The organism is Jiangella alkaliphila (assembly GCF_900105925.1).
Lineage (GTDB): Bacteria > Actinomycetota > Actinomycetes > Jiangellales > Jiangellaceae > Jiangella > Jiangella alkaliphila.
Window position 1 is genome coordinate 6,945,421 of record NZ_LT629791.1, and the last position, 12,525, is coordinate 6,957,945.

The following is a 12,525-nucleotide window of genomic DNA, read 5'->3' on the forward strand; positions in this document are numbered from 1 at the left end:
CGCTACAGGTCGTCGAGGGCGGCGAGGTCGTCGAGGTCCGGCTCCCAGGAGCCGGCGGCGACGTTCGCCGCGACCTGCTCAGCCGACACCGCGCCGGCGATCACGGAGCCGACGGCGGGCTGGGCGGCCAGCCCGCCGATGGCGACGTCGAGGAGGGTGCGGCCGCGATCGGCGGCGAACCGCTCCATCGCCTCGATGCGGTCGAAGTCGGCGGTCGCGAGGCGCTCGGCGCCGGATGCGGTGTCCAGCCGTGACCCGGCGGGCGCCGGCTCGCCGCGCCGGTACTTGCCGGTGAGCAGGCCGTACGCGAGCGGCCCGTACGGCAGGATGCCGACGCCGGCGTTCTCGGCGGCGGGGATCAGCTCGTCCTCGGCGGCCCGGTCGTAGAGCGAGTACTGGTTCTGGGCGCTGACGAACGGGGTCAGGCCCTCGGTGCGGGCGATCCAGGCCGCCTCGGTGACCTGCCAGCCGTCGAGGTTGGACGAGCCGGCGTAGCGGATCTTGCCCTCGGCCACCAGCTCGTCCAGGGCGGCGAGCGTCTCCTCGAGCGGCGTCAGCGGGTCGGGGAAGTGCAGCTGGTACAGGTCGATCCAGTCGGTCCCGAGCCGGCGCAGGCTGGACTCGACGGCGCGCCGGACGTAGCGCCGCGACCCGCGCACGCCCCAGTCCGCGCCGTTCGCGCCCTGCATGTCGCCGCCGAACTTGGTCGCGATGACGGCGTCGTCGCGGCGGCCGGCCAGGGCGGCGCCGAGCATCCGCTCGCTCTCGCCGAGCCCGTAGGTGTCGGACGTGTCGAACAGCGTCACGCCGTGGTCGAGCCCGGCGTGCACGACGGCGGTGGCGGCCGCCTCGTCGATGCGCCGGCCGAACGCGTTGCAGCCGATGCCGACGACGGAGACGGTGAGCCCGGACTCGCCCAGCTGGCGATAGCGCATGTCAGTCACGACCCGACCCTACGGGAGGGAGTTCTCCTCGCTATAGCAGGGAGAACTCCCACCCGATCAAGGGCAACGCGGCGGAGTTGTCCACAGATCGCCGGACGGCCCTGGCGAACCGCGCGGTCGCGGCGCAGGCTGTCGAGCATGTCCCATGTGCGCGCGCTGCAGCTGGCCCAGGTGCAGGACGGCCTCATCACTCGAGCCCAGGCGCTCGCCACAGGACTGACATCGTCGGCGATCGAGCATGCACTACGGCCGGGCGGGCCTTGGCAGCGCGTGGTCCGCGGCGTTTACGCGACGTTCACCGGTCCGCTCGCGCCGATCCACCGGCTGCGGGCGGCCTGCCTGCGGGCGGGCGACGGCGCGTTGATCACCGGGGCGTGGGCGTGCTGGATGTCCGGGCTGAGGTACGGGCCTCAGCCAGGCGAGGTGGTGGACGTACTGGTCGCGCGATCGGTGGACCGCGCGCACACGGGCTTCGTCAGGGTCCATCAGACCGGGCGGCTACCGCGAGCCCAGTTCTGGGTCGACCGCGACGAGATGTCGGTCCAGGCACCGGTTCCGGCCGAAGTGGTGCTGGACGTGCTCGTGCCCACGGCTCGACCGAGGATGATCCCCAAGGTGCCGGCAGCGCGGGCCGTTGTCGACGCCATCGTGCTCACGGAGTCGCAACGACCCGACTGGACGCCGGCGCACTCTGAGGCGGCGCTCCGGAACATCCGGGCACTGATGTGTGAGGCGGTACAACGCCGGAAAGCGACACTGCGCGACCTGCGGTCGGAGGTGCTGGCCGCACGGAGGCGTGGCTCCGCGCTGGCGCGGGTCGCGTTGGCGGACGTCGAGGCGGGCTGCCGGTCCGCACCCGAGTGCGAGCTTCGCGACCTGGTGCGCCGCAGCCGGATCTTGCCCGAGCCGGTGTGGAACCGCCCGCTGCCCGGCGTGCGCGGGATCATCCCGGACGCCTGCTGGCCGCAGCGAAGGCTGATCGTCGAGGTCGACTCACGATCGTTCCACGGATTCGGCGATGCACCGGAGCGGACCGAGCACCGGCGTGCCCGGCTTGCGGCGCTGGGCTGGGTGGTGTTGCCGGTGTCGCCGGCCCGGCTGCGCTCGAGCCCTGCCGGGGTGCTGGCCCAGATCGAGGCGGCATACCGAGCAGCCGGGAGGGAGTTTTCCTCGCCATCACCGGGGAAACTCCCGCCTCACTAACCGGCGGGCGTCAGCCGGCGGTGCTCTCGCGGATCTCCAGCCTGAACGGGACGTCGATGCGCTCGGCCTTGGCCTCGGGGTCGGCGAGGCGGCGGACGACCAGGCGGATCGCCTCGGCGGCGAGGAACGGCACGTCGGGCGAGACGGTGGTGAGCGAGGGCGTCGAGTAGCGGCCGTCCTCGATGTCGTCGAAGCCGGCCACAGCGACGTCCTCGGGGACTCGCAGGCCGCGCTCGTGCAGGACCCGCAGCGCGCCCAGCGCCATGAGGTCGTTGAAGAAGAAGACGGCGTCGACCGGGCGGCCGCTGTCGAGCAGGGCGTTCATCGCCTGGGCGCCGCTGGCGCGGTCGAAGTCGAGGTCGGACACGACCAGCCGGCGGTCGACCGGCAGCCCGGCGTCGTGCAGGGCGGCGCGGTAGCCGCGGGCGCGCACCCCGCCGGTGCCGGCCCGCTGCGCTCCGACGGCCGCGATGTGCCGGCGGCCCAGGGCGACGAGGTGCGCGGTGACCTCGCGCGCGGCCCGGACGTTGTCAATGGCGATGTGGTCGAAGCCGGCCGGGTGGCCGCGCTCGCCGAGCAGCACCATCGGCGTCGAGCCCGGGTGTGCCGCGACGTCCTCGACGGTCATCGCCATGGGGCTGAACACGACGCCGTCGATCAGCTGGGTGTCGAGCGAGTCCAGTGCGATCCGCTCGCGCTCGGCCTCGCCGAAGGTCTCCTCGATCAGCACCGTGAGGCTCTGCCGCTTGGCGACGGCGCCGATCTCGGACGCGAGCGCGGCGAAGTACGGCGAGGTCAGCTCGGGCAGCGCGATGGCGAGGAACCCGGACCGCCCGTGCCGCAGGCTGCGCGCGGACACGTTGGGCCGGTAGCGCAGCTCCGCGATGGCCTTGAGCACCTTCTCGCGGGTCTTCTCGGTGACGTTGGGGTGGTTGTTGATGACGTTGGAGACGGTCTTGAACGACACCCCGGCGAGGTCCGCCACGTCCTTCAGCCGCGTGCCCACCTGCTGCCCCTCTCGCCTGCCCAGGACGACCCTGACCGAGTGTAGGCACCGCCCGGCATCCGGCCGACCCGTTTTCCGGCGCTGTCGCACCGGACCGGACCAACTCCCCCTGCACTCTTCCCAACGAAGGTTATCCGTTGTAAAACTGTCCGCACGGTTATCCGTTGTAAATCCATCGAGGAGACTGCGTGTACGACGTCGAGGTCGGACTCGATCCGGCATTCACCGTGGGCACCGTCGACCCGCGCTTGTACGGATCGTTCGTCGAGCACATGGGCCGGTGCGTCTACGGCGGCATCTTCGAGCCCGACCACCCGACCGCCGACGAGCACGGCTTCCGTCAGGACGTCGCCGACCTGGTCCGTGAGCTGGGCGTCACCACCATCCGCTACCCCGGCGGCAACTTCGTCTCCGGCTACCGCTGGGAGGACGGCGTCGGCCCGGTCGCCGAGCGGCCGCGCCGGTTGGACCTCGCCTGGCGCTCGCTGGAGCCGAACACCGTCGGCACGGACGAGTTCTGCCGGTGGGCCCGCGGCGTCGGCATCGACCCGATCATGGCGGTGAACCTCGGCACCCGCGGCGTCGACGCCGCCGTCGACCTGCTCGAATACACGAACTTCGCGCCCGGCAGCACCAGCACCGCCGACCGGCGGGTCGCCAACGGGAACAAGGACCCGCACGCCGTCGGCACCTGGTGCCTGGGCAACGAGATGGACGGGCCATGGCAGGTCGGCCACAAGACCGCCGACGAGTACGGGCGGCTGGCGGCGGAGACGGCGCGGGCGATGCGCCGCGCCGACCCCGACCTCGAGCTGGTCGCCTGCGGCAGCTCCAACGGCGCCATGCCGACGTTCGGCACCTGGGAGCGGACCGTCCTGGAGCACACCTACGACCTCGTCGACCACATCTCGCTGCACGCCTACTTCGAGCCGGTCGGCGGCGACGTCGACAGCTTCATGGCCTCGTCCGAGGACATGCGGCGGATGATCACCGCGATCGCCGCCACCGCGGACCACGTCGGCGCGGTCCGGCGCAGCGGCAAGCGGCTGACCATCTCCTTCGACGAGTGGAACGTCTGGTACCAGCACCGCTTCTCCGGGCAGGCCGGCCTGGACGTCAACGAGAACGCACCGCTGATCGAGGACGTGTACGACGTCACCGACGCGGTCGTGGTCGGCGACCTGCTGATGGCGCTGCTGGACCACTGCGACCGGGTGGCGATCGCCTGCCAGGCGCAGCTGGTCAACGTGATCGCGCCGATCATGACGCGGATCGGCGGGCCGGCGTGGCGGCAGACCATCTTCCACCCGTTCGCGCTGACCGCCCGGCACGCCCGCGGGACGGTGCTGCGCGCGGCTGTGCGGACGGCGCCGCTGCCGACCCAGCGCTACGGCGACGTCCCCGGCACCCGGGTGACCGCCGTCCAGGACCCGGAGACCGGCGCGCTCACGCTGCTGGCCGCGAACCGGAACCGCACGGAGCCGGCCCGGCTCACCGTCCCGCTCCGCGCGTTCGACCAGCACGGACGGCGGCCGCGGCTGCTGGAGCACGTCGCCATCGCCGACGCCGACCCGTCCGCCACCAACACCGCCGAGCACCCGGACCGGGTCGTCCCGCGTCCGGTCACCGGCACCGTCCTCGACGGCGAGCAGACGCTGACCGCTACCCTGCCGCCGTCGTCCTGGCACCTCATCCGGCTGGGCGACTGACCCGGCACTGCCTGCGAAGGAGCAGCTGTGACCACACCACGACAGTCATTGGGACACCCACTGACCAGACGACGCTTCCTCGCCGTGACCGGCCTGGCCGGCGCCGGCACGCTCCTCGCCGGCTGCGGCGGCGGCTCGGAGTCCCCCGGCGCCGAGCCGGCCGAGGGCGACGGCGGCGCCAGCGGCTACGACGGCCCCAACGTCGAGCTGGCGTTCTGGAACGGCTTCACCGGCGGTGACGGCCCGTTCATGCAGGAGCTGGTCGACACGTTCAACTCCGAGCATCCGAACATCGCGGTGACGATGACGGTCTCGGAGTGGGCCGACTATTACCAGAAGGTCCCGACCGCGGTGCAGTCGGGCAACGGCCCGGACGTCGGCATCATGCACATCGACTCGCTGTCGACGAACGCCGCCCGCAACGTCATCGTCCCGCTCGACGACGTCGCCTCGGCGCTGGAGCTGCAGGCCGGCGACTTCGCCGAGGCCGTCTGGTCCGCCGGCGAGTACGACGGGCAGCGCTTCGGCATCCCGCTGGACGTGCACCCGCTCGGGTACTTCTACAACAAGACCGTCCTGGAGTCCGCCGGGCTGGACCCGGAGAACCCGCCGATGGACCGGACGTCGTACGAGGCGGCGCTGGAGTCGCTGGCGTCGGCCGGGATCCAGGGGCACTGGATGTCGCCGCACCCGTTCACCGGCGGGCTGACGCTGCAGTCGCTGATCTGGCAGTTCGGCGGCGACCTGTTCAACGCCGACGGCACCGAGGTCACCTGGGCCGAGGATCCGGCCGTGGAGGCGCTGACCTGGATGGTCGACGCCGTCAACAACGGCTGGAGCGCCAGGGACGTCGGCCAGGACGCCGACGCGATCGCGCTGCAGAACGGCCAGACGGCGTTCAACTGGAACGGCATCTGGCACATCAACACCCTCAAAGAGGTGCCTGACCTGCAGTGGGGCGTGGCGCCGCTGCCGAACATCGGCGGCACCGACGCGGCCTGGGCCGGCTCGCACAACTTCGTCATCATGCGCCAGCGCACCCCCGACGACGACAAGCTGGCGGCGTCGCGGGTGTTCATCAACTGGGTCAGCCAGCAGTCCATCGCGTGGGCCGAGGGCGGCCAGGTGCCGGCCCGCAACTCGGTGCGCGAGTCGGCCGAGTTCGAGGCGCTGCCCGAGCAGGCCGCGCTCGCCCAGCAGGTGGACTACCTGCACTTCCCGCCGGCCGTCCCGGGCATCGGCGACGTGTTCGCGGACTTCAACCAGGCACTGAACGAGGCCGTGCTGCTGACCAAGGAGCCGGCCGCGGCGCTCTCCGAGGCGGCCGAGCGGGCCACCCGGAAGCTGGAAGAGAACGCCGACCGGTACGAGGGATAGCCCGTGGTCTCCCCCACCGCCACCGCACCCGCGCGCGGCCCGGCCGCGCGCGGGCCCGCGGGCCGGTCCTCCCCCACGCGTATCCGCCGGCACGCGCCGTGGACGCCGTACGCGTTCATGGCGCCGTTCCTGGTCATCTTCGTGACGTTCGTGCTGGCCCCGGCCGTGCTGGGGATCTGGATGAGCCTGCACGACTGGGACTTCATGCTGCCGAACCGGCCGTTCGTCGGGCTGGACAACTACGCCGCGCTGTTCGACTCCACGTCCGCCGTGTTCGAGACGTTCTGGCACGGCATGCGCGCCACGGCGATCTTCACCGTCGCCAGCGTGCCGCTCCTGGTCGCGATCCCGCTCGGGCTGGCGATCATGCTGAACCGGCGCTTCCCCGGCCGGACGGTGTTCCGGGCGATCTTCTTCATGCCGTACGTGCTGGGCGTCGCCGTCGTCGGGCTGCTGTTCCGGTTCATGCTGGACCCGAACATCGGCATCGTGAACGGCCTGCTCGGCACGTCGACACCGTGGATCACCGCCCAGCCGTGGGCGTGGATCAGCCTGGTCGCGATGACGGTGTGGTGGACGCTCGGCTTCAACACGATCATCTACCTGGCCGGGCTGCAGGACATCCCCGGTGAGCTGTACGACGCGGCCCGCGTCGACGGCGCGTCGGCCTGGCAGCAGTTCCGGCACGTGACGCTGCCTGGGCTGCGGACGGTGCACCTGTTCGTCGTGACGATCACGATCCTGGCCTCGGCGAACATGTTCGGCCAGGCGCTGCTGGTGACCAACGGCGGGCCGGGCGACACCACCCGGACCGCGCTGATCGTCATGCTGGCCGAGGGCCTGGAGTCGTTCCGGATGGGCAGCGCCGCGGCGATGTCGTACCTGCTCGCGGTGTTCCTGGGGATCGTCTCGATCGTCCAGGTGCTGGCCATGCGGGAGAGGAGGCCGCGATGGCGGTCGTGACGCGTCCCGACGCCGGCCCGCGCCCGGCCGCCCCACGCCACGGCGGCGCGGCGCCCGGAGCGTTCTTCCGGCAGGGCATGTTCTGGCTGTTCCTGCTGGTCCTGACGGTGATCTTCATCGGGCCGATCGTCTGGATGTTCCTGACGTCGATCAAGACGAACCCGGAGGCGACCTCCGTCCCGCCGACGCTGCTGCCGTCGTCGCCGACGTTCGGGGCCTACGAGGGGCTGCTGCGGCTGGACGGCGCCTACCCGGTGCTGCGCTGGTTCCTCAACAGCCTGCTGGCGGCGACGCTGCACATGGTGCTGGTGCTGGTGGTCGCGTCGACGGCGGCGTACGCGCTGGCCCGGCTGCACTTCCGCGGCCGCGGCGTGCTGTTCGTGGTGATCGTGTCGACGCTGTTCGTGCCGGGGTTCGTGTTCCTCATCCCGAACTACCTGATCATCGACCAACTGGGCTGGCTGGACACCGTCTGGGCGCTGGCCGTGCCCGGCGCGGCCGGCGCGTTCGGGGTGTTCTTCCTCCGGCAGTTCTTCGCGATGCTGCCCAATGAGCTGGAGGAGGCGGCGCTGATCGACGGCGCCAACCAGTGGCAGATCTTCACCCGCATCGTGCTGCCGAACTCCAAGCCGGCGCTGGCCACGCTGGCCGTGCTGTCGTTCCTGTCGAACTGGAACGACTTCATCTGGCCGATCTACGTCCTGTTCAGCCCGGAGCGGCTGACGCTGCCGGCCGGGCTGCGGCTGCTGCAGGGCGCGTACACCACCGACTACCCCGTCATCATGGCCGGCGCGTTCGTCGCCAGCGTCCCCGTCCTGATCCTGTTCCTGTTCACGCAGCGCTACGTCATCGAAGGCGTCTCGCGCAGCGGACTGAAGGGATGATCCCCGTGCGTCGTAGGTTCCTCGCCGGCATCGCCGCCGTCGTGCTGGCACTGCCCGCCGCGGCCCCGGTCGCCACCGCCGAACCCGCAGCCGACCCCGTCACCCAGAACCCGATCTCCGGCTCGTTCTCCGACACCTACGCCGACCCGGCCGTCATCCGCGGCAAGGACGGCTACTGGTACCTGTACGCGACCAGTGACCCGCTGCACGAGGCGCCGAGCGAGTTCGGCCTCATGCACATCGCCCGATCCCGCGACTTCACCGACTGGGAGTACCTCGGGACGGTGTTCGAGGAGGGCGACCGGCCGGCCTGGACGACGAACACGTCCTTCTACTGGGCGCCGGACATCCGCTACGTCGACGGTCAGTACGTCATGTACTACACCGTCACCGACACGGTCGCCGAGGCCGGGCCGTGGAACTATGCGATCGGGGCCGCGACGGCGCCGACGCCGGCCGGGCCGTGGACGGACACCGGCGGCCCGGTGGTCGCGCCGCGGCCGACCGGCAACGGCGACTACTTCAACACCATCGACCCGGCGCTGCTGTCGGCGTCGGACGGCAAGCGGTACCTGTACTTCGGCGGCTTCCACGGCGGCCTGTGGGTGACCGAGCTGGACGAGACCGGGCTGCGCGCCGTCGGGTCGCCGACGCAGGTCACCATCGCGGACCGGTACGAGGGCTCGTTCGTGGTCGAGCGGGACGGCTGGTACTACCTGACGGCGTCGTCGGCGAACTGCTGCGCGGGGCCGGTCACCGGGTACAGCGTCTACGCCGGACGATCGACGAGCCCGCTCGGCCCGTTCGTCGACCACGAGGGCGTCTCGATGCTGGACTCGCGCGTCGGCGGCACCCAGGTGCTGGCGCAGAACGGCAACCGCTGGATCGGCGTCGGCCACCACACGATCGTCACCGACGTGTCCGGGCAGGACCACATCGTCTACCACGCGATCGACCGCGACGACGCCTGGCTGGACGCGCCCGGCGGGGTGAACGAGCGGCCGACGCTGGTCGACCGGCTGGACTGGATCGACGGCTGGCCGGTCGCGCGGGCCGGGGCCGGTCCGTCGGACACGCCGCAGCCGGCGCCGGTGACGGCGAGCTCGCTCGGGATCGACGCGTCCGCGCCGGCGTCGAACGGGGCGCTGCGCGGCGACTGGTCGGCCGGCACCGACTCGAACGGCGACGGCGGCGCCGTTGCGGTGCTGTCCGGCGAGGCGCGGACCACGCGCAATGCGCCGCGGGATGTGCGGGTGGAGGCGGACGTCCGGGCGGCCGGCACGTTCTCCGTCGAGGTCGCACGGTCCGGCCGCAACGCCATCACGGTCACCGTCGACCCCGCGGCTCGGACGCTGACCGCGACGGCGACGCGGGGCGGCCGGGTCGAGCGGGACACCGCGCCGCTGCCGTCGCGCTGGTCCGGCGAGGAGTGGACGGCGCTGGCGGTCGAGGTCCGCGACGGCCGCGTCGTCGCCCGGCTGGCCGAGAGCCGGCTCGGCGACGCCGACGCCGAGGTCGCCGTGGACCTGCCGCGCGGCCTGACGGGGTCGCGTCCGGTGACGCTGAGCGGCACGGCGCAGGTCGACAACCTCACCGTCGTCGAGGCCCATGAGCCCGTGACCGAGCGGGTGGACGAGCCCAGGACCGGGCGCACCGTGTTCACCGAGAACTTCGGCGGCGACCTGCGTCCCGGCTGGGAGTGGCTGCGGCCGTCGTCGTCCGTGACCGTCGGCGACGGTGTCCTGAACTGGCCGCTGGCCTCCGTCGACGTCGTCGGCGCCGGCAACACCGGGCCGCTGCTGCTGCGCACTCCGCCGGAGGGCGAGTGGATCGCCGAGACCAAGCTGAACCTCGACCTCGGCTCCGGCACGATCCGCAACTACCAGCAGGCCGGGCTGATCGTCCGCGTCGACGACGACAACCTGCTGCGGCTGGGCGACGTCGCGATCTGGGGCAGCCGGCAGGTCGAGTTCGGCAAGGAGCTGAACGAGAACGGCGCCCTGCGCTGGGGCGCGCACCTCGGCGGCCCGGTCGCGTCGACGATGTGGCTGCGCATCCACCACACGACCGACCCGGAGACCGGCGAGCACCAGTACCGGTCCGCGTCGTCGCGCGACGGCGAGACCTGGCGGTGGGGCGCGACGTGGACGCTGCCCGCGGACACGTCGCCGTCGATCGGCCTCTACGCGGGCGGCGGCGCCACCCCGGCCACCGTCGCGACCTTCGACTGGTTCCGCCTGTACGAGGTGCGATGAGGCTGCTCGCCGCGGCCGGGACGGCGCTGGTCGTCGTCCTGGCCGCCTGCGGCAGTGACGAGCCCGACCCCGAACCCGTTCAGGAGGAACAACCCGTGGGCTTCACGAACCCGGTGTTCGACGAGGACTTCCCCGACCCGGCCGTCATCGAGGCGGATGGCGGCTACTACGCCTACGCGACCAACTCGCCGCTCGGCAACGTGCCGGCGCTGACGTCGTCGGACCTGGTGTCGTGGGAGCCGGCCGGCGACGCGATGCCGGTGCTGGCGCCGTGGGTGACGGGCGGGCGAACGTGGGCGCCGGAGATCGCGGTGCACGCGCCGGACCGGTACGTCCTCTACTACACGGCGCTGGGGACGGCGTCGGGGCGGCAGTGCGTGGGCCGCGCCGTGGCGACGTCGCCGGCCGGCCCGTTCGTCGACGACTCCGCCGAGCCGCTGATCTGCCAGGCCGGCGACGGCGGCTCGATCGACGCCAGCCCGTTCACCGACGCCGACGGCACTCGCTACCTGCTGTGGAAGAACGACGGCAACGCGGTCGGCGTCGACACCTGGATCTACGCCCAGCCGCTGTCCGAGGACGGGTTGTCGCTGGTGGGGTCGCCGGTGCAGCTGATGAAGCAGGACCAGCCGTGGGAGGGCGACCTGGTCGAGGCGCCGTTCCTGTGGCTGCGCGACGGCACGTACTACCTGTTCTACTCGGCGAACGCCTACGACTCCGCCGACTACGCCGTCGGGTACGCCGTCTGCGACGGGCCGCTCGGGCCGTGTCGCAAGCCTGCTGACGCGCCGATCCTGGTGTCGTCCGACGACGCCGCCGGGCCGGGGCACTGCGTGCTGATCGAGAAGGACGGCCGGACGTGGATGGTGCACCACGCCTGGCCACCGGACGCCGTCGGCTCCGTGCTGCCCGGCCGGACGATGTGGCTCACCGAGGTCACCTGGGAGGACGGCGTCCCCGTGCTGGACGGCCCGCGCGCGTCAGTGGATTGATGGCGCTCTTTGTACGGCCCCAGCAGTAGATAGAGCGCCATGACCGGCGAGATACGCGGCCTCGATCTGGGTCAGCACCCTTGCCGGGTCCGCGCGTAGCCGGGCCGGCGACACCGGCAGCACCACCCAGCCCAGCGCGGCCAGCCGGGCACGGCGCTGCTCGGTCCGCTCCGGCGCGTCGCCGAACCCGTGGAACGAACGCGAGTCGACCTCGACGATCAGCCGCCGCTCCGGCCAGCAGGCGTCCGGGACGATCCCGCGGACCCCGGGCAACGGACGGTTCCACAGCGGCTCCGGCAGAATCCTGCTGCGGCGCACCAGGTCGCGCAGCTCGCACTCCGGCGCGGACCGGCAGCCCGCCTCGATGTCCGCCAACGCCACTTTCGCCAGCACCGAGCGGCGCGGCCAGGCCGCTTCGACCTCGTTGCGCAATGCGGCCGGTCCGGCCATCCGTCGTTGCACGGCCTCGCACATCAGCGCCCGGACGTTCCGCAGTGCCCTGGTCCGGTGCGTCGCGGGCTTCGAGCACCCGTAGCGGCACCGGCACCCTGGCGACCAGTCCGGCGGCGCGTGCTCGGTGAAGACGACGGTGTCGACGACGGCACGCGCCGCCGGCACCATGAGGATCTCGCCCGGTCGTGCCGTCGGCGCCAGCTCATCGAGGACCACGTGCGGCGGCGGTAGCGCGTCGGCGTCGTCGACGCCGATCCAGCCGGACGCCGCGGGCATCCGCACGGTGCGCCGGACCACCACGAAGCCCGTTCCGTGCAGCCGTACGGCCCGACCCACCAGCACCTCGATCTCGTCCCCGACCGGCGGGCCATAGGCGAGACCCGACATCCAGCATGCCCACGCACCGGTGACCAGCGCGCCGTCACCCGCGTACAGGCGGGCGGCCCGCAGCCGGTGCAGCGGCGACAGCGGTCCGGTGAACGTCGCGAACACGCCACGCAACACCCGCTGCCACGGACCGCCTGCCCGCACCGCATGCGTGATCGCGGCCGGCGACATCTCGGCCGCCAGTGCCTGCTTGCGCGTGATCAGGCCGTCCTGGACCGCGGCCAGCCGCTGAGCTCGTACATGTGGCACGCAGCCCAGCCTGCGTCGTTCGAGAGCGCGCTACCACCCCCGGCTCGCGATCTGTGGACAACTCGAGTGAGCATGGCGCACTTTGTACGGCTAGAGCAGCAGA

Annotated in this window: 10 protein-coding genes; 7 read left to right on the top strand and 3 right to left on the bottom strand. The window is 72.0% G+C overall.

Going from position 1 to position 12,525, the window contains the following annotated elements:
• Window positions 1-2: 2 nt before the first annotated feature.
• The gene (locus BLV05_RS31990; RefSeq protein WP_082155206.1) at window positions 3-935 is read right to left on the bottom strand and encodes an aldo/keto reductase; all 933 of its coding nucleotides are present in this window, start codon (window positions 933-935) and stop codon (window positions 3-5) included.
• A 156-nt stretch (window positions 936-1,091) separates the two neighbouring features.
• Here BLV05_RS31990 and BLV05_RS31995 point away from each other — a divergent pair, with 156 nt between their 5' ends.
• Entirely contained in the window at window positions 1,092-2,147 is a 1,056-nt protein-coding gene (locus tag BLV05_RS31995) for an endonuclease domain-containing protein (protein WP_083421455.1), read from the top strand.
• A gap of 10 nt (window positions 2,148-2,157) precedes the next feature.
• Here BLV05_RS31995 and BLV05_RS32000 read toward each other — a convergent pair whose 3' ends face one another.
• Window positions 2,158-3,153, bottom strand: coding sequence for a LacI family DNA-binding transcriptional regulator (locus BLV05_RS32000; RefSeq protein ID WP_157524366.1), 996 nt, complete (start codon window positions 3,151-3,153; stop codon window positions 2,158-2,160).
• A 188-nt stretch (window positions 3,154-3,341) separates the two neighbouring features.
• Here BLV05_RS32000 and arfA point away from each other — a divergent pair, with 188 nt between their 5' ends.
• The 6 genes from arfA to BLV05_RS32030 all read left to right on the top strand — a co-directional run bounded on the left by arfA (window position 3,342) and on the right by BLV05_RS32030 (window position 11,333).
• On the top strand, window positions 3,342-4,862 hold the full coding sequence (gene arfA / locus BLV05_RS32005; protein WP_046768627.1) for an arabinosylfuranosidase ArfA: 1,521 nt from the start codon (window positions 3,342-3,344) through the stop codon (window positions 4,860-4,862).
• A 27-nt stretch (window positions 4,863-4,889) separates the two neighbouring features.
• Entirely contained in the window at window positions 4,890-6,239 is a 1,350-nt protein-coding gene (locus BLV05_RS32010; RefSeq protein ID WP_197683426.1) for an ABC transporter substrate-binding protein, read from the top strand.
• A 3-nt stretch (window positions 6,240-6,242) separates the two neighbouring features.
• On the top strand, window positions 6,243-7,202 hold the full coding sequence (locus tag BLV05_RS32015) for a carbohydrate ABC transporter permease (RefSeq protein WP_197683427.1): 960 nt from the start codon (window positions 6,243-6,245) through the stop codon (window positions 7,200-7,202).
• Window positions 7,203-7,279: 77 nt separating this feature from the next.
• Window positions 7,280-8,086, top strand: coding sequence for a carbohydrate ABC transporter permease (locus BLV05_RS32020; protein ID WP_046768740.1), 807 nt, complete (start codon window positions 7,280-7,282; stop codon window positions 8,084-8,086).
• On the top strand, window positions 8,083-10,341 hold the full coding sequence (locus tag BLV05_RS32025) for a family 43 glycosylhydrolase (protein ID WP_046768625.1): 2,259 nt from the start codon (window positions 8,083-8,085) through the stop codon (window positions 10,339-10,341). Before BLV05_RS32020 ends, BLV05_RS32025 begins: the two co-directional genes overlap by 4 nt.
• On the top strand, window positions 10,338-11,333 hold the full coding sequence (locus BLV05_RS32030; RefSeq protein WP_082155203.1) for a glycoside hydrolase family 43 protein: 996 nt from the start codon (window positions 10,338-10,340) through the stop codon (window positions 11,331-11,333). Before BLV05_RS32025 ends, BLV05_RS32030 begins: the two co-directional genes overlap by 4 nt.
• Here BLV05_RS32030 and BLV05_RS32035 read toward each other — a convergent pair.
• Window positions 11,322-12,422: an endonuclease domain-containing protein gene (locus tag BLV05_RS32035; RefSeq protein ID WP_046768624.1), complete on the bottom strand. Its 1,101-nt coding sequence runs from the start codon at window positions 12,420-12,422 to the stop codon at window positions 11,322-11,324. The two genes, BLV05_RS32030 and BLV05_RS32035, sit on opposite strands and share 12 nt — an antisense overlap.
• Window positions 12,423-12,525 lie beyond the last annotated feature (103 nt).